This is a genomic window from Streptomyces poonensis, assembly GCF_014650915.1.
In the GTDB taxonomy this organism is placed as follows: domain Bacteria; phylum Actinomycetota; class Actinomycetes; order Streptomycetales; family Streptomycetaceae; genus Streptomyces; species Streptomyces poonensis.
Map to the genome: position 1 here is coordinate 34831 of NZ_BMVW01000005.1, position 22046 is coordinate 56876.

18 protein-coding genes are annotated in these 22046 nt (G+C 70.3%); 5 read left to right on the forward strand and 13 right to left on the reverse strand.

The features are described 5' to 3' along the window. Nucleotides 1-19 precede the first annotated feature (19 nt). The 5 genes from trpD to ctaE form a co-directional block, all read right to left on the reverse strand. Nucleotides 20-1084, reverse strand: coding sequence for an anthranilate phosphoribosyltransferase (gene trpD / locus IE242_RS15095; RefSeq protein ID WP_189859347.1), 1065 nt, complete (start codon nucleotides 1082-1084; stop codon nucleotides 20-22). A gap of 129 nt (nucleotides 1085-1213) precedes the next feature. Further along, nucleotides 1214-2857 carry a cytochrome bc1 complex cytochrome b subunit gene (gene qcrB, locus IE242_RS15100; RefSeq protein ID WP_189859350.1) on the reverse strand — a complete coding sequence of 548 codons (1644 nt, stop codon included), beginning with the start codon at nucleotides 2855-2857 and terminating at the stop codon, nucleotides 1214-1216. Then, entirely contained in the window at nucleotides 2854-3912 is a 1059-nt protein-coding gene (gene qcrA / locus IE242_RS15105) for a cytochrome bc1 complex Rieske iron-sulfur subunit (protein ID WP_189859352.1), read from the reverse strand. The genes qcrB and qcrA overlap by 4 nt, the downstream gene beginning before the upstream one ends. Then, entirely contained in the window at nucleotides 3909-4718 is an 810-nt protein-coding gene (gene qcrC / locus IE242_RS15110; RefSeq protein ID WP_189859354.1) for a cytochrome bc1 complex diheme cytochrome c subunit, read from the reverse strand. Before qcrC ends, qcrA begins: the two co-directional genes overlap by 4 nt. Nucleotides 4719-4812: 94 nt before the next feature. Further along, on the reverse strand, nucleotides 4813-5433 hold the full coding sequence (ctaE, locus tag IE242_RS15115) for an aa3-type cytochrome oxidase subunit III (protein ID WP_189859356.1): 621 nt from the start codon (nucleotides 5431-5433) through the stop codon (nucleotides 4813-4815). A gap of 212 nt (nucleotides 5434-5645) precedes the next feature. Between ctaE and IE242_RS15120 the strand changes: the two genes are divergently transcribed. Beyond that, a complete protein-coding gene (locus IE242_RS15120) occupies nucleotides 5646-6047 on the forward strand; it encodes a response regulator (RefSeq protein ID WP_189859359.1) in 402 nt (133 codons plus the stop codon). Nucleotides 6048-6123: 76 nt separating this feature from the next. Here the strand turns inward: IE242_RS15120 and IE242_RS15125 are convergent, their stop codons facing one another. The 4 genes from IE242_RS15125 to ctaC form a co-directional block, all read right to left on the reverse strand. Beyond that, nucleotides 6124-7377, reverse strand: coding sequence for a L,D-transpeptidase (locus IE242_RS15125; RefSeq protein WP_189859361.1), 1254 nt, complete (start codon nucleotides 7375-7377; stop codon nucleotides 6124-6126). 130 nt (nucleotides 7378-7507) lie between these two features. Next, nucleotides 7508-7906 (reverse strand): cytochrome c oxidase subunit 4, encoded by a 399-nt coding sequence (locus IE242_RS15130; RefSeq protein ID WP_189859363.1) that lies wholly within the window; start codon nucleotides 7904-7906, stop codon nucleotides 7508-7510. Then, the gene (ctaD, locus tag IE242_RS15135; RefSeq protein ID WP_189859365.1) at nucleotides 7903-9633 is read right to left on the reverse strand and encodes an aa3-type cytochrome oxidase subunit I; all 1731 of its coding nucleotides are present in this window, start codon (nucleotides 9631-9633) and stop codon (nucleotides 7903-7905) included. The genes IE242_RS15130 and ctaD overlap by 4 nt, the downstream gene beginning before the upstream one ends. Then, a complete protein-coding gene (ctaC, locus tag IE242_RS15140; RefSeq protein ID WP_189859367.1) occupies nucleotides 9630-10595 on the reverse strand; it encodes an aa3-type cytochrome oxidase subunit II in 966 nt (321 codons plus the stop codon). Before ctaC ends, ctaD begins: the two co-directional genes overlap by 4 nt. 367 nt (nucleotides 10596-10962) lie before the next feature. Between ctaC and IE242_RS15145 the strand changes: the two genes are divergently transcribed. Next, entirely contained in the window at nucleotides 10963-12390 is a 1428-nt protein-coding gene (locus tag IE242_RS15145; RefSeq protein WP_189859369.1) for a cysteine desulfurase/sulfurtransferase TusA family protein, read from the forward strand. 25 nt (nucleotides 12391-12415) lie between these two features. Here IE242_RS15145 and IE242_RS15150 read toward each other — a convergent pair whose 3' ends face one another. Next, nucleotides 12416-13390 (reverse strand): carbohydrate kinase family protein, encoded by a 975-nt coding sequence (locus IE242_RS15150; RefSeq protein ID WP_189859371.1) that lies wholly within the window; start codon nucleotides 13388-13390, stop codon nucleotides 12416-12418. A 133-nt stretch (nucleotides 13391-13523) separates the two neighbouring features. On the opposite strand from IE242_RS15150, the gene IE242_RS15155 reads away from it, so the two are divergent. Together IE242_RS15155 and IE242_RS15160 are read left to right on the forward strand one after the other, a co-directional pair. After that, the gene (locus IE242_RS15155) at nucleotides 13524-13790 is read left to right on the forward strand and encodes a hypothetical protein (RefSeq protein WP_229858952.1); all 267 of its coding nucleotides are present in this window, start codon (nucleotides 13524-13526) and stop codon (nucleotides 13788-13790) included. Between the two features lie 146 nt (nucleotides 13791-13936). Further along, a complete protein-coding gene (locus IE242_RS15160) occupies nucleotides 13937-15643 on the forward strand; it encodes a hypothetical protein (RefSeq protein WP_189859373.1) in 1707 nt (568 codons plus the stop codon). 136 nt (nucleotides 15644-15779) lie between these two features. On the opposite strand, the gene erpA is transcribed toward IE242_RS15160, so the two are convergent. After that, nucleotides 15780-16136 carry an iron-sulfur cluster insertion protein ErpA gene (gene erpA / locus IE242_RS15165; RefSeq protein WP_181659496.1) on the reverse strand — a complete coding sequence of 119 codons (357 nt, stop codon included), beginning with the start codon at nucleotides 16134-16136 and terminating at the stop codon, nucleotides 15780-15782. 347 nt (nucleotides 16137-16483) lie between these two features. On the opposite strand from erpA, the gene nadA reads away from it, so the two are divergent. Then, nucleotides 16484-17668, forward strand: coding sequence for a quinolinate synthase NadA (nadA, locus tag IE242_RS15170; RefSeq protein ID WP_189859375.1), 1185 nt, complete (start codon nucleotides 16484-16486; stop codon nucleotides 17666-17668). A gap of 198 nt (nucleotides 17669-17866) precedes the next feature. Here the strand turns inward: nadA and IE242_RS15175 are convergent, their stop codons facing one another. Continuing rightward, nucleotides 17867-21010, reverse strand: a complete 3144-nt coding sequence (locus IE242_RS15175; RefSeq protein WP_189859377.1) for an efflux RND transporter permease subunit — start codon at nucleotides 21008-21010, stop codon at nucleotides 17867-17869. Nucleotides 21011-21212: 202 nt separating this feature from the next. Further along, the gene (locus IE242_RS15180) at nucleotides 21213-21896 is read right to left on the reverse strand and encodes a response regulator (RefSeq protein WP_189859379.1); all 684 of its coding nucleotides are present in this window, start codon (nucleotides 21894-21896) and stop codon (nucleotides 21213-21215) included. Between the last annotated feature and the right edge of the window lie 150 nt (nucleotides 21897-22046).

Consider the following 22046-nt stretch of genomic DNA (forward strand, 5'->3'; position numbering starts at 1 on the left):
CGTCACCCGTGCCCGGACGCTACGCGTTGCTGGCGGCCGCCCAGCGGTCCAGGGCCTGCTTGGCCGCCCCCGAGTCGATCGACTCCGCGGCCCTCTCCATTCCGGCGCTGATCCGCTCGGCCAGCGTCCCGGTGCCCGGCTCCAGGGCGACCAGGGCCGCCGCCGAGTTGAGCAGCACGGCGTCCCGTACGGGACCCGTCTCGCCGTTCAGCAGACGGCGCGCCACATCGGCGTTGTACGACGCGTCGGCGCCGCGCAGCGCCTCGACCGGCACCAGTTCGATCCCGACGTCCCTCGGGTCGAAGGTCTCCTCGGTCACCTTGCCGTCGCGCACGACCCACACGCGGGACGTGGCCGTGGTGGTGAGCTCGTCGAGGCCGTCGTCGCCGCGGAACACCAGGGCGGAGTTGCCGCGCTCGGCGAAGACGCCGGCGACGATGGGCGCCATCCGGGGGTCGGCGACCCCGACCGCCTGGGAGCGCACCTTGGCCGGATTGGTCAGCGGACCGAGGAAGTTGAACACCGTGCGGATCGCCAGCTGGCCGCGCGCGGCGGCCACATGGCGCAGCGCCGGATGGAACTTCACCGCGAAGCAGAAGGTGATCCCGGCCTCCTCGGCGACCTCCGCCACCCGCTGCGGCGTCAGCTGCAGATTGACGCCGAGCTTCTCCAGGACGTCGGAGGCCCCGGACGCCGACGACGCGGCCCGGTTGCCGTGCTTGACGACCTTCGCGCCCGTGCCGGCCACCACGATCGCCGACATGGTGGAGATGTTGACCGTCTTGGCGCCGTCGCCGCCGGTGCCGACGATGTCGACCGTGTTCCCCGGCACCTCGATCACGTTCGCGTGCTCGTACATCGTGCGGACCAGACCGGAGATCTCCTCGACGGTCTCCCCCTTGGCCCGCAGCGCCACCGCGAACCCGGCGATCTGCGCGTCGGTCGCCTCACCGCGCATGATCACGTCCATCGCCCAGGCGGTCTCGTCCGCGGACAGGTGCCGGCCCTCCAGCAGGCCGTTCAGCAGGACGGGCCAGGAGCGGCCCGCCGCGGTGTCGCCTCCAGCGGGGGTCACAGCGCTCATCAGCCGCTCCTGGGTTTCCTAGGCAGGTGGGTAAAAGACTGGCTCCACCCTATCCACCCCCTGACACGGCGAGGGGCCCCGTCCGGTGTACGGACGGGGCCCCTCGCTGTGGTGTGGCGAACGCAGTGATCAGTGGTGGCCGTGGCCGCTCGTGATCTCCTTGTACTCCTCGACGGTCGGCTTGGGGATCTGGCTCTCCTCGCCGAAGTAGCCCTTGCTGAGCTTGGCGCGCAGCTTCTCGGTGCCCTTCACCTTGCGCTTGACGCCGTTCTCGTCGACCTCGGGGCCGATCTCGGCGGGCCGGTACTGCTCGTGCGCGGTGAGCGTGTACAGCTGCTCCTGGCTGAGCGGCTCGTGCACCTCGATGAACTCACCGTGCGGCAGGCGCTTGATGATGCCGGTCTCACGGCCGTGCAGCACCTTCTCGCGGTCCCGGCGCTGCAGGCCGAGGCAGATGCGCTTGGTGACGACGAAGGCGACGACCGGTGCGACGAAGAACGCGATGCGGACGAACCAGGTGACCGCGTTGATCGACATGTGGAAGTGGGTGGCGATCAGGTCGTTGCCACCGCCGATCAGGCCCACCATGTACCAGGTCACCCAGGCGACACCGAAGGCGGTGCGGGTCGGCGCGTTGCGCGGGCGGTCCAGGATGTGGTGCTCGCGCTTGTCACCGGTGACCCAGGACTCCAGGAACGGGTAGAGCGCGATGACGCCCAGCACCAGACCGAAGACGACCAGCGGGATGAACACACCCAGGACGAGCGTGTGACCCCAGAGGTTGATCTCCCAGCCCGGCATGGCGCGGACGAGACCCTCGGCGAAGCCCATGTACCAGTCGGGCTGGGCACCGGTGGACACCTGGTCCGCGCGGTACGGGCCGAGCGCCCAGATCGGGTTGATCGTGAACAGGCCCGCGATCAGCGCGATGACACCGAAGACCAGGAAGAAGAAGCCTCCGGCCTTGGCCATGTAGACCGGCAGCAGCGGCATGCCGACCACGTTCTGGTTGGTCTTCCCGGGACCCGCGTACTGCGTGTGCTTGTGGTAGAAGACCAGGATCAGGTGCGCCACCATCAGGCCGAGCATGATGCCCGGCAGCAGCAGGATGTGGATCGAGTAGAAGCGGGCCACGAAGTCGTCGCCCGGGAACTCGCCGCCGAACAGGAACATCGAGATGTACGTGCCGACGATCGGCACGGACAGGATCGCGCCCTGCGTGAAGCGGACACCCGTACCGGAGAGCAGGTCGTCCGGGAGCGAGTAACCGGTGAAGCCGGTGAACATGCCGAGGGCGAACAGCAGGAAGCCGAACAGCCAGTTGATCTCACGCGGCTTGCGGAACGCGCCGGTGAAGAACACGCGCATCATGTGCACGAACATGCCGGCGAGGAAGATCAGCGCGGCCCAGTGGTGGATCTGCCGGATGAGCAGACCGCCACGCACGTCGAAGCTGATGTCCAGCGTCGACTTGAAGGCCTCGCTCATCATCTGGCCCTGCATCGGGATGTAGCTGCCGTGGTACTCCACCTCGTTCATCGACGGGTGGAAGAACAGCGTCAGGTACACACCCGTGAGGATGATGATGATGAAGCTGTACATGCAGATCTCGCCCAGCATGAACGACCAGTGGTCGGGGAAGATCTTGCGCATGTTGGCCTTGGCCAGGGAGTAGATCCCGAGGCGGCCGTCGGCCCAGTCGGCGACGCGTTCGCCGGCCGGTGCCTTCCCGCGCGGGCGCGAGTCGGCGGCGGTGGTGTTCGTAGTACTCATCCGCGCTCCCAGAAGGCAGGACCGACGGGCTCTTCGAAGTCGCCGAGCGCCTCGAGGTAACCCTCGTCGTTCACGCCGATCCGCAGCTGCGGCAGGGCGTGACCGGCGGGACCGAAGATCACCCGGCCGCCGTCGGACAGGTCGAAGGTGGACTGGTGGCAGGGGCAGAGGACGTGGTGCGTCTGCTGCTCGTACAGGGAGATCGGGCAACCCACGTGGGTGCAGATCTTCGAGTACGCCACGATGCCCTCGTGGGACCACTCGAGCTCTTGCTTGTCCTTGATGTCCTCCGGGTGGAGCCGGATGATCATCAAGGCGGCCTTGGCGATCTCGTTCTGGAACCCGTGGTCGTGCTCGTCCAGGCCCTCGGGCTTGCAGAAGGTGAGTGAGCCGACCGCGATGTCGGAGGCGCGCAGCGGCTCGTCCGTGTTCTGGTTGACGAGCAGCGTGCCCTTCTTCCACAGCGTGTGGCGGAGCTTGGTCTCGGGCAGCGGGCCGAGGTCGCGCAGCAGCACGACGCCGGAGAGCGGCACCAGGGCCAGCGCGCCGAACATCGTGTTGCGGATCAGCTTGCGGCGGCCGAGCTGGGACTCCTCGGCACCCTGCTTGAAGTCGGCGAGGACCTTGGCCCGGACCTCCGGGGCGGCCTCGATCGGGTGGCGCTCGTCGGCGACCTCCACGTCCGACATCAGCGTGCGGGCCCAGTGGACCGCGCCGGCGCCGATGCAGAACAGGGCGATGCCGAGGGTGACGCCCAGCGCGAAGTTCAGCGCGCTGATGTGGCCGAGCGTCCAGATGTAGACGTTCTTGTCGACCGGGATCGCCACGTACGAGGCGATGAAGCCGATGGTGGCCAGCATCGACACCGTGAACAGCAGGGCGACCGTGCGCTCGGAGCGCCGGGCGGCCCGCTCGTCGATGTCCTGGATGCGGTGCTCGTGGGGCGGCAGGCCCGGGTCGGCGAACGGGTGCTTCTCGTCCGCCACGTCCACGGTGCCGTGCGCGGTGTCCTGCGCTACGGGCAGGTTCTCTTCGGGAATGTCTTGGCTACTCATGACTTCTTGGCCTTTGCGGTCCGAGCGGCGACCCAGACGGCGACGGCGATCATCGCGCCGAGACCGAAGACCCAGGCGAACAGGCCCTCGGCGACCGGACCGAGCCCACCGAGGGCGTTGCCCCCGGGCTCGACGGTGTCGTCGCTGTTGACCGCGTCGAGGTACGCGATGATGTCCTTCTTGTTCTCCTCCGACAGCGTCGTGTCGGGGAAGGACGGCATGTTCTGCGGGCCGGTCTGCATGGCCTCGTAGATGTGCTTCGGGTCGACGTCTTCCAGGGTCGGCGCGAACTTGCCCTTGGACAGCGCACCGCCCTTGCCGGTGAAGTTGTGGCACTGCGCGCAGTTGGTGCGGAACAGTTCGCCACCCTCGGCGATGTCGGCACCCGCGGGGTCGTACTGCTCCTCGGTCGGGACCTCAGGACCGGCACCCAGCGAGGCGACGTACGCGGCGAGCTGGTCGATCTGGGCCTGGGTGTAGATGACCTTCTTGCGCGGGACCTGCGCGCCCGGCTGCTGGGCCGGCATGCGTCCCGTGCCCACCTGGAAGTCGACGGCCGCGGCACCCACGCCCACCAGGCTCGGCCCGTCGGTCGTGCCCTGACCACCGGTGCCGTGGCAGCTGGCGCAGCCGACGGCGTAGAGCTTCTTGCCCTCGTCGATGGCCAGGGACTGGGCGGTCTCGTCGGCCTGCGCCTTGTCAGCGGGCGCGAAGACGGCGTACAGCCCCCCGGTGGCCGCCAGCGCGATGAGTAGGACGACGATCGCCGCCAGCGGATGGCGTCGTCGTGCGGAGAGCTTTTTCACGGATTACCCCGGTGTCAGGATCTTCTGCGTCGATGCTTGTCGGTAAATGGATCGGTCCGTCGCGGTGTCTGGTCCACCGCCGGCGGCGCCCGATTTACTTGATCATGTAGATCGTGGCGAAGAGGCCGATCCAGACGACATCGACGAAGTGCCAGTAGTAGGACACGACGATGGCGGCGGTCGCCTGCTCGTGGGTGAACCTGCGGGCCGCGTACGTACGGCCGAGGACCAGCAGGAAGGCGATGAGGCCGCCCGTCACGTGCAGGCCGTGGAAGCCGGTGGTCAGGTAGAAGACCGAGCCGTACGGGTCGGACGAGAGCGACAGGCCCTCGTGCTTGACCAGCTCGGTGTACTCGAAGACCTGACCGCCGATGAAGATCGCGCCCATCACGAAGGTCACGATGAACCACATCCGGAGCTTCTTCACGTCCCCGCGCTCGGCGGCGAACACGCCGAGCTGGCAGGTCAGCGAGGAGAGCACCAGGATCGTGGTGTTCGTCATCGAGAACGGGAAGTTCAGGGCGTCGGCCTTCTCGCTCCAGAACTCGGGACCGGTCACCGATCGCAGGGTGAAGTACATCGCGAAGAGGGCCGCGAAGAACATCAGCTCGGAACTCAGCCAGATGATGGTTCCGACGCTGGTGAGGTTCGGTCGATTGACCGACGGGTGCGCGTGCCCGGTTTCTACTGTCGTTGCTGTCGCCACGACCGACATTATGTCGGTCGCTTATCCCGCCCTCACTCCGGGGGGTGCCGTTCGGGGTGTTCGCGCCTCGTGCGCTGCCCGTATGGCCCATCGAAGCCGTGGCAGAACCGGTGCTGACGCACTGTTCGAAGGAGTAGCATCCGCGCAACGGTCTTGTCAGTTCCGCTCCAGTTCCGCTCCGCTCCATTGCGTACGTACGACGCCGACGTCCCGGAGGAAGCATGCAGCCGACCGCCACGGTGCTGGTCTACAGCGACGACTCCAACACCCGCGAACAGGTACGGCTCGCGACCGGGCGCAGGCCCGCCCCCGACGTCCCCGCCGTGGAGTTCGTCGAGTGCGCCACTCCGGCCGCCGTCGTCAAGGAGCTGGAGAGGGGCGGCATCGACGTCTGTGTGCTGGACGGCGAGGCCGTACCCATGGGCGGCATGGGCGTGTGCCGCCAGATCAAGGACGAGATCTTCCAGTGCCCGCCGGTGCTGCTGCTGATCGGCCGCCCGCAGGACGCCTGGCTGGCCACGTGGAGCCGGGCGGACGCGGCGGTGACGCTGCCGGTGGAGCCGGTGGAGTTCGCGGACGCGCTCGCCGCCCTGCTGCGCCGCAGGGCGGCTGTGAGCGCCTGAGCGTCCGGCTGACGGGCGGTTCAGGCGGTTGGGACGGTATGTCCCCCGGACGGCGGTCGCGGGCCTCCTGCGGCCGTCACAGGGACTCCGGGCGCAGTCTGGCCCGGTCGTCCGGGTGGGGGGCGTCCGCGCCGGCCACCAGGGCGCTGCCCGCGCGCCACTTGCGCCAGTCGAGGTTCCAGTCGCCGAAGCCGTTGCCGAAGGGCGCCATCGTGTCGCCGCCGGAGTTCACGACCTTGACGATGTCGCCCTCCTGCACGGTGTCGAAGAACCACTCGGCGTTGCCGGTGCTCATGCCGGTACAGCCGTGGCTGACGTTCGCGCTGCCCTGGGAGCCCTCCGACCAGGGGGCCGCGTGGACGTACTCGCCGCTCCAGGTCACCCTGGCCGCGTAGTAGACGGGCAGGTCGTAGGAGTCGGAGCTGCCGCGCGGTATGCCGATGCTCTCACCGCGCATCCGTACGAAGTACTCCTTGCCCAGGACGACCTTGACGCCGTTGCGGGTCTCGAAGCCGGGCTTGCCGGTGGTCACCGGGATCTCCTTGATCGCCTCGCCGTCGCGGTAGACGGTCATCAGGTGCGCGGCGGCGTCCGTGAGGGCGATCAGCCGGTCGCCCGTGGTGATCCTGAGCGGTTTCGACCGGCCGCCGCGGAGGCGGTCGCCGATCCGTACGCCCTCCAGGGCGCTGCGGGCGCGGATCGTCGCGTGCGCGGGCCAGTACTCCTCGGGGCGGTAGTGCAGCTTCCGGTCGTCCACCCAGTGCCAGGCACCGGCCACCGCCGGCGTGGACTCGACCTTCAGGGCGCGCTCGACGACGGCCCGGGCGGCCCGGTCGCGGACGGGCGCGCTGAGCTCGGCGACGACGGGCTGGCCGACGCCGTACTCGCCCTTCTTGGGGCCGAAGGTGACGTTCAGCCGCTTGGTGGTGGTGGGTCTGCCGGTGCGCAGGGTGAGGTCCGTACGGCCGGGCCGGCCGTCCTCGTCCTCGGTGCTCACGCGGACCGTGTAGCGGGCGCCGGACGCGAGGGGGGACGTGCTGTGCCAGCGGCCGCCGTCGGCGGAGAGTTCGCCCGCCACGTACCGTCCCGCCGCGTCCACGGCCGTGACGTCCGTGAGGCGTCCGTCGCCGTCGGCGGTGATGTCCAGGGGCCGGTCCGGGTCGGCCGTGCCGCCCTTGTCCGTGGGGGCGTGGAACGAGATGTCGTCCGCCGCGTCGTACGGGGCCGCCGCGAGCGGATGGCCGCCGCCGCAGGAGGTGACGGCCGATCCCAGGGCGGCCAGCAGCGCGGTGGTGCCGACGGCCGTGCAGTGACGCGGAGTGCGGTTCATGGCCTCACCGTAGGAAGGGCCGTCCGCCCGGGCGCGGCGGATGGCCCGTCCGGGGGAATCCGGTGCGGCAGACGAGGGAGCCCGGACCCTCCTCGGCGGAGTGTCCGGGCTCCCGTGCGCTCAGCGCGTGTTACTGGTTCTGGTTCTCACCGCGGTAGTACTCGAAGACCCAGCCCCACAGGCCGATCATGATGATCGGCAGCGAGAAGTACAGCAGCCACCAGCCGAAGACGACGCCCAGGAAGGCGAGCGCGCCACCGACGGCCAGGGACAGCGGCTGCCAGCTGTGCGGGCTGAAGAAGCCCAGCTCGCCGGCGTCGTCCGCGACATCGGCCTCCTTGTCGTCCTGAGCGCCCACGTCGACCCGCCGGGCCGTGAAGGCCAGGTAGTAGCCGATCATGATGCTCAGGCCGAACGCGAGGAAGAGCGCCGTGGTACCGGCCGGCTCCTTCGACCACAGGCCATAGACGATGGCCATGGCGAGGATGAAGACGGCCAGCCAGATGAACATCTTGCCCTGGATCTTCACTTGCCGGCCTCCTTGCCACCAGCGAGGGCCTTCTCACCGTGACCGGCGTTCTCGAGCTGGTCGAGAGCGGCGACCTCCGGGTGGTGCAGGTCGAACGCCGGGGATTCGCTGCGGATCCGCGGCAGGGTGGTGAAGTTGTGCCGCGGCGGCGGGCAGGACGTCGCCCACTCGAGCGAGCGGCCGTAGCCCCACGGGTCGTCGACCTCGACCTTCTTGCCGTACTTGGCGGTCTTCCAGACGTTGTAGAAGAACGGCAGGATCGACAGGCCGAGCACGAACGAGGCGATCGTCGAGATCGTGTTCAGGGCGGTGAAGCCGTCGGCCGCGAGGTAGTCCGCGTAACGGCGCGGCATGCCCTCGGCACCCAGCCAGTGCTGCACCAGGAACGTGCCGTGGAAGCCGATGAACAGCGTCCAGAAGGTGATCTTTCCGAGCCGCTCGTCGAGCATCTTGCCCGTCCACTTCGGCCACCAGAAGTGGAAGCCGGAGAACATCGCGAAGACGACGGTGCCGAAGACGACGTAGTGGAAGTGCGCCACCACGAAGTACGAGTCGGAGACGTGGAAGTCCATCGGCGGCGAGGCCAGGATGACACCGGTCAGACCACCGAAGGTGAAGGTGATCAGGAAGCCGGTCGCCCAGAGCATCGGTGTCTCGAAGGACAGCGAGCCCTTCCACATCGTGCCGATCCAGTTGAAGAACTTCACGCCGGTCGGGACCGCGATGAGGAACGTCATGAAGGAGAAGAACGGCAGCAGCACGCCACCGGTGACGTACATGTGGTGCGCCCACACGGTCACGGACAGACCCGCGATGGACACGGTCGCGGCGACCAGGCCCATGTAGCCGAACATCGGCTTGCGGGAGAAGACCGGGATGACCTCACTGATGATGCCGAAGAACGGCAGCGCGATGATGTACACCTCTGGGTGGCCGAAGAACCAGAAGAGGTGTTGCCACAGCAACGCTCCGCCGTTGGCGGCGTCGAAGATATGGGCGCCGAACTTGCGGTCCGCCTCCAGGGCGAACAGGGCCGCGGCCAGGACCGGGAAGGCGAGCAGGACCAGGACACCGGTCAGCAGCACGTTCCAGGTGAAGATCGGCATGCGGAACATCGTCATGCCGGGGGCGCGCATGCAGATGATCGTGGTGATGAAGTTGACCGCACCGAGGATCGTGCCGAAGCCGGAGAAGGCCAGACCCATGATCCACATGTCGGCGCCGACACCCGGCGAGCGGACCGCGTCCGACAGCGGGGAGTAGGCGAACCAGCCGAAGTCGGCCGCGCCCTGCGGGGTCAGGAAGCCGCCCACCGCGATGAGCGAGCCGAACAGGTACAGCCAGTACGCGAACATGTTGAGCCGCGGGAACGCCACGTCGGGCGCGCCGATCTGCAGCGGCATGATCCAGTTCGCGAAGCCGGAGAACAGCGGGGTGGCGAACATCAGCAGCATGACCGTGCCATGCATGGTGAACGCCTGGTTGAACTGCTCGTTCGACATGATCTGCGTGCCCGGACGGGCCAGCTCGGCGCGCATGAGGAGCGCCATCACGCCGCCGATGCAGAAGAACGCGAACGACGTGACGAGGTACAGCGTGCCGATCGTCTTGTGGTCAGTGGTGGTCAGCCACTTGATGACCACGTTGCCGCGCTGCCGGCGCCGTACCGGCTGCTCGCTCTGGTACGTGTCGGCCGCGGCACCCTGGGGTTCGTTGAGGATGCTCACAGCTGGTTCGCCTCCCGCTCCTTCGAATGGTCGGTCTGCTCGATGCCGGCCGGGGCGTAACCGGTCTGACCCTTCTCCGCGAGCTCCTTGACGTGCTGCTCGTAGCGCTCGGGCGAGACGACCTTCACGTTGAACAGCATGCGGGAGTGGTCGACACCGCACAGCTCGGCGCACTTGCCCAGGAAGGTGCCCTGCTTGTTCGGGGTCACCTGGAAGGCGTTGGTGTGGCCCGGGATGACGTCCTGCTTCATCAGGAAGGGCACCACCCAGAAGGAGTGGATGACGTCACGCGAGGTGAGGACGAAGCGGACCGTCTTGCCCTCGGGGAGCCAGAGGGTCGGGCCGGGGTTGTTGGTCTGGGGGTTGCGGTCGCCCGGGATGCCGCAGTCGTAGACGCCGCCCGCGTTCTCCGGGAAGTCCTTCTTGAACCGCTCCGGGATCGCGTCCAGGTTCTCGTCCGTCTTCGCGTCGCCGGTGGAACCGTCGACCTGCTCGACGTAGTTGAAGCACCAGCTCCACTGGAAGCCGACCACGTTCACCGTGACGTCGGGCTTCTTGGAGGTGTCGAGGAGCTTCGACTCGTCGCGGGCGGTGAAGTAGAAGAGCACCGAGACGATGATCAGCGGGACGACCGTGTACAGGGCCTCGATGGGCATGTTGTACCGGGTCTGCGGGGGGATCTCCACCTTGGTGCGGCTGCGCCGGTGGAAGAACGCGCTCCACAGGATCAGGCCCCACACCAGCACGCCGACGGCGAGTGCGGCCGCCCAGGAACCCTGCCACAGGGAGAGGATCCGCGGAGCCTCTTCCGTGGTCGGGGTGGGCATACCAAGGCGGGGGAAGTCTTCCCAGTTGTACGAGCAACCGGTGGCTGTCGCCAGGACCAGGCCCGCAGTCAGTGCCTGCAGCAGCTTCCGCCGCATCGGGCGCCGCGGCGAGCGGTCGGAGCCGTTGGGACTCACGTAGCGCCTTCCCGAGAGTCTCGCCCGCGCGGTCGGCTGCGGCCTTCTCGCTGGTCGGTCGCCGCCCTGCGTCGGGCAGGGGTTTGGATGTTTATGCGGACCAAACCCTACTGGACGCCATTTGGGGTCGCGCGGGGAGGGTGCCCAACGCGCCGCCGGACACCCCGAAGGGGTGGAATGACCGGCTCCGCACCCCGTCTGACGGCCCCTTGGGAGGTTTACCGACGCGGGCGCCCCGCGTGTACCGCCAGCTGCCGGGTTCGCAGGGGCGGACAGGGGGCGCGCATGTCCCGTGCGCGCTGCCCGGCAGTACGTGAGCCCGCCCGCCCCGCGCGGCCGCGGCACCGGCACGGGTTAGCGTGGCGGCGTGTCCTACTTCGACGCGGCGTCCTCCGCTCCCCTGCACCCCGTCGCCCGGCAGGCTCTGACCGCCTCGCTCGACGAGGGGTGGGCCGATCCCGCCCGGCTGTACCGCGAGGGGCGGCGGGCCCGGCTGCTGCTCGACGCGGCGCGCGAGGCGGCCGCCGAGGCGGTGGGCTGCCGCCCGGACGAGCTGGTGTTCACCTCCTCGGGCACGCACGCGGTGCACTCCGGGATCGCGGGCGCGCTGGCGGGGCGCCGGCGGGTGGGGGCGCATCTGGCCGTGTCGGCCGTCGAGCACTCCTCGGTGCTGCACGCGGCGGAGGTCCATGAGGCCGGCGGCGGCACGGTGACGCGGGTCCCGGTGGGCCGTACAGGTGCGGTCGACCCGTCCGGGTACGCCGCGGCGCTCCGTCCTGACACCGCGCTCGCCTGCCTCCAGTCCGCCAACCACGAGGTGGGCACCGAGCAGCCGGTCGCCGAGGTGGCCGAGGCGTGCCGGGCGGCGGGGGTGCCGCTGCTGGTGGACGCGGCGCAGTCACTGGGCTGGGGGCGGGTGGAGGGCGACTGGTCCCTGCTGGCCGCCAGTGCCCATAAGTGGGGCGGGCCGGCCGGGGTCGGGCTGCTCGTCTTGCGCAAGGGGGTGCGGTTCGCGCCGCAGGGCCCGGCGGACGAGCGGGAGTCGGGGCGGGCGGCCGGGTTCGAGAACATCCCGGCGATCGTGGCGGCGGCGGCCTCGCTGCGGGCCGTACGGGCCGAGGCCGCCGCGGAGGCCGCCCGCCTGCGGGAGCTGACGGACCGGATCCGGGCGCGGGTGCCGTCGCTGGTCCCGGACGTGGAGGTGGTCGGCGACCCGGAGCGCCGGCTGCCCGGCGTCGTCACCTTCTCCTGTCTCTATGTCGACGGGGAGACCCTGCTGCACGAGCTGGACCGGGCGGGTTTCTCGGTGTCGTCCGGCTCGTCCTGCACCAGCAGCACGCTGACGCCGAGTCACGTACTGAAGGCGATGGGCGTGCTCAGCGAGGGCAACGTCCGGGTGTCGCTGCCGCCGGGTGCGGCGGAGGAGGACGTCGAGCGGTTCCTGTCGGTGCTGCCGGGCGCGGTCACGGCGGTGCGCGGGAAGCTCGGGGCGCCCGCGCCCGCGGCCACTGCCGAGGCGGCCGGGGCGGCTGAGGCTGCCGGGGCGGCCACCGTACGGGACGGCTCCGGAGACGCCCTCGTCGTGGACTCCCTCGGCAAGCGGTGCCCGATCCCGGTCATCGAGCTGGCCAAGGTGTTCGGGGACGTACCGGTGGGCGGCACGGTCCGGGTCCTGGCCGACGACGAGGCGGCCCGGCTGGACATCCCGGCGTGGTGCGAGATGCGGGGACAGGAGTACGTCGGGGAGGAGCCGGCGGACCGGGGCTCGGCCTATCTGGTCCGCCGGGTCTCCTAGTCCCCCGGCCTCCTGGCGTCCGCCGTCAGCCCAGGTGGGCCTGGACCTCGGCGGCCGCGTCGTGGCCGTACGCCTTGGTGAAGCGGTCCATGAAGTGGGCGCGGCGCAGCTGGTACTCCTGGGTGCCGACCGTCTCGATGACCAGCGTGGCGAGCATGCAGCCGACCTGGGCGGCGCGCTCCAGGGAGACACCCCAGGCGAGACCGGAGAGGAAGCCCGCGCGGAAGGCGTCGCCGACGCCCGTCGGGTCGGCCTTGCGCTCCTCCTCCGGGCAGCCGACCTCGATCGGCGCCTCGCCGACCCGCTCGATGCGCACGCCCTGCGCGCCGAGGGTGGTCACGCGGTGGCCGACCCGGGAGAGGATCTCGGCGTCCGTCCAGCCGGTCTTGGACTCGATGAGCCCCTTCTCGTACTCGTTGGAGAAGAGGTACGTGGCGCCGTCCAGCAGCAGCCGGATCTCCTCGCCGTCCATGCGCGCGATCTGCTGCGAGAAGTCGGCGGCGAAGGGGATGGACCGGGCGCGGCACTCCTCCGTGTGGCGCATCATCGCCTCGGGGTCGTCCGCGCCGATCAGCACCAGGTCCAGGCCGCCCACGCGGTCCGCGACGGTCTTGAGCTCGATGAGGCGGGCCTCGCTCATGGCGCCGGTGTAGAAGGAGCCGATCTGGTTGTGGTCGGCGTCCGTGGTGCACACGAAGCGGGCCGTGTGCAGCGTCTCGGAGATGCGTACGGACTGGGTGTCGACGCCGTGCCGGTCCAGCCAGGCCCGGTACTCGTCGAAGTCGGCGCCCGCCGCGCCGACCAGGATCGGCTGCGTACCGAGCTGGCCCATGCCGAAGGCGATGTTCGCGCCGACACCTCCCCGGCGCACGTCGAGGGCGTCGACCAGGAAGGAGAGGGAGACCGTGTGCAGCTGGTCCGCGACGAGCTGGTCGGCGAAGCGGCCGGGGAAGGTCATGAGGTGGTCGGTGGCGATGGAGCCGGAGACTGCGATACGCACGGCGAGGACACGCTCCTGCGACGGGAGGGGATTGACAGTTCACGCTACCCGGTCGCCCGAGCGAGCAGAAGCAGACAGAACTACCCGATAGTAGGGCTTTTTCCATGGCTCCGGCGGTGCTTACCGTTCCGCTATGACGAACCTCGAGCGCCTGGGCGTTGCCGGATCCGCCACCCCGCTCCGCCCGGAATCCCTTGACGTCCTGGACGTCCGGGCCGTCCCGGACGTCCAGGACGGGGGCCTCGCGGAGCTGCGTGGCGACTGCGCCCGGATGGTGCCGCACTGGGCGGCCCCCGAAAGGATCACCGATCGGCCGGTGTCCCCGGCGCTGATCCACGGCGTGACGGTCCCGCCCGGATCGGCCCGGCTGCTGGACGCGATGTCCGAGTACGGCGACTGAACGTCTGAACGGGGAACCGCACTCTCCCCCGCCGCGTCCCATCGCTGTCCCCCGTCAAGGGGGCCCGGTGTACGGCTCTTCCTCGCCCCCGCCGCCGCGCGGGACCGGGTCACCAGGGACAGCTGTGGAGCCGAAGGAGCGATGCGGTGAACACCGAGCGACCCGAACCCGAGGACTACGACGCGACGCCCGGCGCCACCGGCGGCGCCCACGAGGCGGAGAGCGGTGCGCGCGCGGCGCAGGAAGCGGAGGGTGCGGCGCGCTCCGGGAGCTCGGTGCGTCCCGACGAGGGGCCGGTGGGTGCCGGGAGCGGTCGCAGCCGCGCGGGCGACGGCAGCACGGGCGACCGGAGCGGCGACGGCTCGGGCAGGCAGCGGCGGACGCGGCGGCGGACGCCGACGGTCATCGCCTCGATGGCGGCGGCGGTGCTGCTCGTCGGGGGCGGCGGAGCGTATCTGGCGGCGACCGCCACGGGCGGCGGTTCCGGCGGCGGCAGCGGCCCGGACACCTCCGGCGCCGCTGGCGCTCCCCCTCCGCTGTCCCTCGACAGCTACGCCCAGGACACCGCGGAGGGCATCGCCCCGGGCGAGCCGGCCCCCAACGGTGTGATCTACCGCGCCGACGGAAACCTCCCCGGCGGCCCGGACTCCGCCCCCGTGTACCGCGCGGCCGGCGAGGTCACCGCCGCCGAGGTGGCCCGGCTCGCGAAGGCCCTGGGTGTCGAGGGCACACCCCGGGCCGAGGGCGGGACATGGCGGGTCGGCGGCACGAAGGACGGTTCCGGCCCGAACCTGACAGTGAACGGGCAGGCCCCGGGCACCTGGACCTTCAGCCGGTACGCGCCGGGCACCGACGACTGCGGGAAGCCGGACGTCTGCGCCCCGGACACCGCGGCCGGGGGCACCCCGGTGGGCGAGGCCGCGGCGAAGAAGGCGGCCGCCCCGGTACTGAAGGCCGTGGGGCAGGACACCGCGAAGCTCGACGCCGGCCAGGTCATGGGCGCCGTCAGGGTGGTCAACGCCGATCCCGAGATGGACGGGCTCCCCACGTACGGCTGGGCGACCGGCCTCCGGATCGGCGCGGACGGCCACGTGGTCAGCGGGAGCGGCAACCTCAAGGCGCCGGTGAAGGGCGACACGTACCCGGTGGTCGGCGCACGGAAGGCGCTGGACCTGATGAACGGGACGGGCCGGGGCGACGTCGGCGGCAGCGCGGACCCCGTACCGCTGGAGGGCCGGGCCGGGAAGCCGTACGCGGCACCGACCGCAGCACCCACCACGGCACCGACCGTGGCACCCACCGTCGCTCCGGAACCGGCGCCCGTCACCGTCGAACGCGCCACCTTCGGGCTCGCCGCGCACCATGTGGACGGCCGGCCGGCGCTGGTGCCGTCCTGGCTGTTCGAGGTCCGGCCGAACGGGCCGGGCCGGAGCTTCACGGTGACGCATCCGGCGGTCGCCCCCGAGTACCTGGCGGCACCGGAGCGGCCCGCGCCGGCCGGGGACGACAAGTCGACGCGGCTTCCCGGCAAGCCCGGGGCCGATGTGCCGGGCGCGGCTCCGGCGCCGCGCGAGGTCGACATCGAGGGCTACACGACGAGCGGCCGGAACCTGACCGTGAGCTTCTGGGGCGGGGTCTGCAACAAGTACTCCGCGTCGGTGGACGAGGGAACCGGCAAGGTGACGGTCACGGCGACCGAGACGCCCTCGGACCGGGTCTGCGTCCTGATCGCCGAGACCGTCGAGCGGACGGTGCGCCTGGACGCCCCGCTGGGCGACCGCGCGGTGGTCGGCTCGGACGGCAGGGCGATCCCGGAGGGCGACCTGGGCGACGGCCCTCCCCCGGGGAAGTAGCCGTACAGCGGCACGGCAGCCGTACAGCGGCACGACAACAGGGCAGCGAGCAGCGGAACAGCGGGCACAACGCGAAGGCGGCGTCCCCCGAGGGGAACGCCGCCTTCGTACGCGTGCGGACAGGCGCCGCCGCGGCTCAGCTGAAGGAGTCGCCGCAGGCGCAGGAGCCCGTCGCGTTCGGGTTGTCGATCGTGAAGCCCTGCTTCTCGATGGTGTCCACGAAGTCGATGGACGCGCCGCCGAGGTACGGGGCGCTCATGCGGTCGGTGACGACCTTGACGCTGCCGAACTCCTTGACGACGTCGCCGTCGAGGGAACGCTCGTCGAAGAAGAGCTGGTAGCGCAGGCCGGAGCAGCCACCGGGCTGGACGGCGACGCGCAGCGCGAGGTCGTCACGGCCTTCCTGGTCGAGCAGGGCCTTGACCTTGGCCGCGGCGGCGTCGGTCAGGATGATGCCGTCGGTGACGGTGGTGGTCTCGTCCGATACGGACATCTACATCTCTCCCGGTTTGTACGGAGACTGCTTGCCGACGAGTGCAACCGGCCTGGCCCCGGATTCATTCCGGACCGGGCGGATTTCCTTCGCGTCTTACTTTCATGCTCGCACACGGGTCGCGCACCGGACAGTGAGCTGTGGGCGACCGCACGGGCGCCCCGTGCCGCGCGGGCGCCCCCGCGACCGGCGTCTCCGGGATTCACGTCACATCGACGCAATGGGCATCGTCAAAGTGACGTGAAGCGGTTATGATAGATAACGTCATTTCGACGAAAAGGTCAGTCACATGTCCCGCCGCCCCGCCACCCGGGCCGGCGTGCCGCAGAACAGAAAGGGTGCGTGTCGTGACCACCGCCCAACCCCAGGAGCTCGACGTCCAGCCGACGCCCCTCGCCCTGCTGCTGCTCGGCCGCGAGGCCGACCCGAGGAGCGAGCGCGGTGTCGAGTGCCCCGGTGACCTGCCCTCGCCGTCCGACCCGGACCTGGTGGAGCGCGCCCGCGCGGCCAAGGAGAAGCTCGGCGACAAGGTCTTCGTGCTCGGTCACCACTACCAGCGCGACGAGGTCATCCAGTTCGCGGACGTCACGGGCGACTCCTTCAAGCTGGCCCGGGACGCGGCGGCGCGCCCGGAGGCGGAGTACATCGTGTTCTGCGGTGTCCACTTCATGGCGGAGTCCGCGGACATCCTGACCTCCGACGACCAGAAGGTGGTCCTGCCCGACCTCGCCGCGGGCTGCTCCATGGCCGACATGGCCACCGCCGAGCAGGTCGCCGAGTGCTGGGACGTGCTGACCGAGGCCGGTATAGCGGAGCAGGTCGTACCCGTCTCATACATGAACTCCTCGGCGGACATCAAGGCGTTCACCGGGAAGCACGGCGGCACGATCTGCACGTCCTCGAACGCGAAACGGGCCCTGGAGTGGGCCTTCCAGCAGGGCGAGAAGGTCCTGTTCCTGCCGGACCAGCACCTCGGCCGCAACACCGCCGTCCGCGACATGGGGATGTCCCTGGACGACTGCGTGGTCTACAACCCGCACAAGCCGGGCGGCGGCGTGACCGTCGAGGAGCTGCGCGCCGCGAAGATGATCCTCTGGCGCGGCCACTGCTCGGTGCACGGCCGCTTCAGCCTCGACTCCGTGAACGACGTACGGGCCCGTATCCCCGGCGTCAACGTCCTCGTCCACCCCGAGTGCAAGCACGAGGTCGTGGCCGCGGCGGACTACGTGGGCTCGACCGAGTACATCATCAAGGCCCTGGAGGCGGCCCCGGCGGGCTCGAAGTGGGCGATCGGCACGGAGCTGAACCTGGTCCGGCGCCTGGCGAACCGTTTCGCTCCCGAGGGCAAGGAGATCGTCTTCCTCGACCGGACGGTCTGCTTCTGCTCCACCATGAACCGCATCGACCTCCCGCACCTGGTCTGGACCCTGGAGTCGCTGGCCGAGGGGAAGCTGGTCAACCGCATCGAGGTCGACAAGGAGACCGAGGCGTTCGCGAAGCTGGCGCTGGAGCGGATGCTGGCACTGCCGTAGCCCTCCGGGCGGGTTCGCGGCAGCCCTCCGGGGCGGTTCGCCGGACTGTTCCGGTCGTACGTCGAAGGGGCGCCCCTGGGTGGGGGCGCCCCTTCGACGTACGAACCGCCGGTCCGGTGCGGGCCCGCGCGGCCGCGGGCAAAGGGGCGCCCCTCCGTTCGAGGGGCGCCCCTTCGTCGTGCGGGCCTGGGCCGTCGGTCAGACCTTGGCCGGCTCCGGCTCGCCGGAGTCCGCGTCGGCGGATTCCGCGGCCGGGCCGCCGGCCTTCCTCTCCCGCTTCGCCGCCCTCTTCTTCGCCCGGCGCTCCTTGCGGAGCTCGACCATCGCGTAGAGGGTCGGGACCAGCAGCAGGGTCAGCAGCGTCGAGGTGATCAGACCGCCGATCACGACCACCGCCAGCGGCTGGGCGATGAAACCGCCCTCGCCCGTGATGCCGAGGGCCATCGGCAGCAGGGCGAAGATCGTCGCCAGGGCCGTCATCAGGATCGGGCGGAGGCGGTGCCGGCCGCCCTCCAGGACGGCCTCCACCACGCCGTAGCCCTGGCGCCGGTACTGGTTGATCAGGTCGATCAGGACGATCGCGTTGGTGACCACGATGCCGATCAGCATCAGCATGCCGATCATCGCGGGGACGCCCATCGGGGTGCCCGTGGCGATCAGCAGGCCGATGGCGCCCGTCGCCGCGAACGGGATGGAGACCAGCAGGATCAGCGGCTGGATCAGCGAGCGGAAGGTCGCGACCAGCAGCATGAACACGATCGCGATCGCCGCGAGCATCGCGAGGCCGAGGTTGGCGAACGCCTCGTCCTGGTCCTCGGAGACACCGCCGATGGTGGCCGTGGCGCCCGCCGGGAGGTCCAGCTTGTCGAGCTTCTCGGTCAGGTCCAGGCTCACCGCGCCCGTGTTGTCACCCTGCGGCTTCGCCGTGACGGTGGCCGAGCGCTGGCCGTCGATCCGGGTGATGGAGACCGGGCCGTCGACCAGCTCGACGTCCGCGATGTCGCCCAGCTTCACCGGGCCCAGCGGCAGCGCCTTCAGCTCGGCCAGCGTGTCGGCCGGCTTCGCCGACTTGATGACGATGTCACGCTCGGTGTCGTCGAGGGTCGCCGTGCCGCTCGTCGTACCGCGCACCGCCTGGCCGACGACCGCGGCGAGCGTCTGGTCGTTGAAGCCCGCCGCGGCGGCCTTCTCGTTGGCCCGGACGGATATCCGGGGCACGCTCTGGGCCAGGTCGCTGGTGACGTCGCTGACGTCGTCCAGCGAGGCCACCGCCTTGCGGACCTGCTCCGAGGCCTTGCGCAGCACGTCCGCGTCGGCCGCCTTCACGACGACGCTGAGGTCCTGGCTGCCGAAGCCGCCGTCGGCCGCGATCGTCGTCGTGCCGATGCCGGTGCCGGAGATCTTGCGGAGGCCCTTCTCGATGCGCTCCTGGACGTCCTCGGAGGACGCGTCGTCCTCCAGCATGACCGTGTACGACGCCTGGTTGGTGTCCGTACCACCGCCGAAGGCCGCCATCCAGCCGGACGAGCCGACCGTGACCTGGTAGTCCTTGACGCCCTTGACCCCGTCGAGCACCTTCTCGACCTTCTTGGCGGCCGCGTCCGTCTTCGCCAGGCTGGTGCCGGGCTGGAGCTCCTGATTGATGCTGAGGACCTCCTGCTCACCCGCGTCGAAGAAGTTGGTCTTCAGCAGGGGCGCCATGCCGAACGTACCGATGAGGACGACGACCGCGATCGCCACGCTCGTCATCCGGCGGCGCGTCGCGAAGCGCAGCACCGGGACGTAGAAGCGCTGGAGGCGGCTCTTCGCCTCCTTCTCCTCGGCCTGGCGGCGCGCCTCCTCGGCGTCCTCCGGCGTGCCCTTCGGGGCGCGCAGGAACCAGTACGACAGCACCGGCACGACCGTCAGCGAGACGAGCAGGGAGGCCAGCAGCGCCGCCGTCACCGTCAGCGAGAAGGACCCGAACAGCTGGCCCACCATGCCGCCGACCAGGCCGATCGGCAGGAAGACCGCGACCGTGGTGAGGGTGGAGGAGGTGACGGCGCCCGCGACCTCGCGGACGGCCTTGAGGATCGCCTCCTGGCGCTCCTCGCCGTAGCCGAGGTGGCGCTTGATGTTCTCCAGGACCACGATCGAGTCGTCGACGACGCGGCCGATGGCGATGGTGAGCGCGCCGAGCGTGAGCATGTTGAGGGAGAGGTCGCGGGTCCACAGCACGATCAGCGCGAGGACCACCGACAGCGGGATGGACACCGCGGTGACCAGCGTCGAGCGGATCGACGCCAGGAAGACGAGGATGATGACGACCGCGAAGACCAGGCCGAGCGCGCCCTCGGTCGTCAGTCCTTCGATGGACTTGGCGACGGCCGGACCCTGGTCGGAGACGACGGTGACCGTCGCGCCGGACCCGAGGTCGTCGCGCATCTCGGGCAGCGCGTCCTGGACGGCGTCGGAGATGGCGACCGCGCTGCCGTCACGGTCCATGGTGACCGCCACGGCGAGGCTGGGCCTGCCGTTCGTCCGGGTCAGGGAGGTGGCCTGCGCCTCCGCCTCCTTGACGGTGGCGACGTCACCGAGGCGTACGGGCTTCGCGTCCTCGCCCTCGCCGGTGACCATCAGGTTCTCGATCTGCTTCAGCGAGGTGAAGCCGCCGCCGACCTGGACCGTGCGGTTGGCGCCGTCCTCGTCGAAGGAGCCGCCCGGCAGGGTCGCGCCGCCGGCCTGGAGGGCCTGGCCGAGGGCGGCCGTGGTGAGGCCGGCCCCCGCGAGCTTCCTGTCGTCGGGGGTGACGGTGACCTGGAGGTCCCGTACGCCGTCGACCGTGACCTGGCCGACGCCGTCGATGTCCTCCAGCGTGGGCACGACGGTCCGGTCGAGCCGGTCGGCGAGGGCCTGCTGGTCCTGGCCGGAGGTGACGGCGAGGACGACCGCCGGGAGGTCGTCCGTCGACCCGGCGACGACCTGCGGGTCGACGTCGTCGGGGAGCATGGCCCGGGCCCGGTTGACGGCCTGCTGGACGTTGGCGACCAGCTGGTCGGTGTCGGGGCCGTAGTCGAAGGACGCCATGATCACGGCGTTGCCCTCGGCCGCCGTGGAGGTGATGCCGCTGATGCCGTCGACGGCCTCGAGGTTGTTCTCGAGCGGCTCGACGACCTGCTTCTCGACCACGTCGGGGGACGCGCCCTGGTACGGCGCCAGCACGGACACCATGGGCAGTTCGATGGTGGGCAGCAGCTGCTGCTTGAGCTGGGGTATCGCGATCGCCCCGAAGGCGAGCGCAATGATGGACATCAGCCCTATCAGGGCCCGTTGTGCGAGGCTGAATCGCGACAGCCAGGACATGGGTCAGCGTCTCTCTTCTGTGGCCTGAGCGGAGAAAGGGCGCATGCGGGCGCCCACCCCTACACCCTGGGCCATAGGTCACCGCCGATCCGTCGCCCCTGGGTCCATTTCCTGGTGCGGTGTGTACTGCGAGCGCAGTAGGACGGTCCCCGGGGCGGTCCACCCTTGGGCGTACCGGCGCACGTAGCGGTCCGTCGCCGCCTCACTCGACACGCGGACGGACCAGCCCGGACTCGTACGCGATCACGACCAGCTGGGCCCGGTCGCGGGCGCCCAGTTTGGCCATGGCCCGGTTGACGTGCGTCTTCACGGTCAGCGGGCTCACTTCCAGCCGTTCGGCGATCTCGTCGTTGGAGTGGCCCCCGGCGACCTGGACGAGGACCTCGCGCTCCCGGCCGGTGAGGGAGCCCAGCCGTTCGGAGCGGGCGGGGTCGCGGCCGTCGTCGGCGGCGCCCTCCTGGGCGAGGAACCGGGCGATCAGCCCCTTGGTGGCCGCGGGTGACAGCAGCGCCTCGCCGCCCGCCGCGATCCGGATGGCGTTCAGCAGCTCCTCCGGCTCGGAGCCCTTGCCGAGGAAGCCGGAGGCACCCGCGCGCAGCGACTGCACCACGTACTCGTCGACCTCGAACGTCGTCAGCATCACCACGCGGACATGGGTGAGCGCGGGGTCGGCGGTGATGAGCCGGGTGGCGGCGAGGCCGTCGGTGCCGGGCATACGGATGTCCATCAGCACGACGTCCACCCGCTCCTCGCGCGCGAGCCGCACGGCCTCCGCCCCGTCCGACGCCTCCCCCACGACCTCCATGTCCGGCTCCGAGTCCACGAGGACGCGGAAGGCACTGCGCAGCAGCGCCTGGTCGTCGGCGAGCAGGACGCGGATGGTCATGCGGAGTCCCCTCCGGGGCGGTGACGGTCTTCCGGGTGGCCGTACGGGCGGACGGTACTGGGCTGTCCGTCGCTGTCCGTACAGGCTGACGGTACCGGGGTGTCCGTACGGGCGGACGCTACTGCAGGAACCGTCCGGGCGGGCCGTACG

Bases quoted from the DNA above. Each gene is read 5' to 3' on its own strand.
- IE242_RS15180 (WP_189859379.1), bottom strand. From the start codon at position 21,896: ATGACCATCCGCGTCCTGCTCGCCGACGACCAGGCGCTGCTGCGCAGT.
- IE242_RS15120 (WP_189859359.1), top strand. From the start codon at position 5,646: ATGCAGCCGACCGCCACGGTGCTGGTCTACAGCGACGACTCCAACACC.
- trpD (WP_189859347.1), bottom strand. From the start codon at position 1,084: ATGAGCGCTGTGACCCCCGCTGGAGGCGACACCGCGGCGGGCCGCTCC.
- IE242_RS15125 (WP_189859361.1), bottom strand. From the start codon at position 7,377: ATGAACCGCACTCCGCGTCACTGCACGGCCGTCGGCACCACCGCGCTG.
- qcrB (WP_189859350.1), bottom strand. From the start codon at position 2,857: ATGAGTACTACGAACACCACCGCCGCCGACTCGCGCCCGCGCGGGAAG.
- qcrA (WP_189859352.1), bottom strand. From the start codon at position 3,912: ATGAGTAGCCAAGACATTCCCGAAGAGAACCTGCCCGTAGCGCAGGAC.
- IE242_RS15175 (WP_189859377.1), bottom strand. From the start codon at position 21,010: ATGTCCTGGCTGTCGCGATTCAGCCTCGCACAACGGGCCCTGATAGGG.
- IE242_RS15155 (WP_229858952.1), top strand. From the start codon at position 13,524: ATGACGAACCTCGAGCGCCTGGGCGTTGCCGGATCCGCCACCCCGCTC.
- ctaE (WP_189859356.1), bottom strand. From the start codon at position 5,433: ATGTCGGTCGTGGCGACAGCAACGACAGTAGAAACCGGGCACGCGCAC.
- erpA (WP_181659496.1), bottom strand. From the start codon at position 16,136: ATGTCCGTATCGGACGAGACCACCACCGTCACCGACGGCATCATCCTG.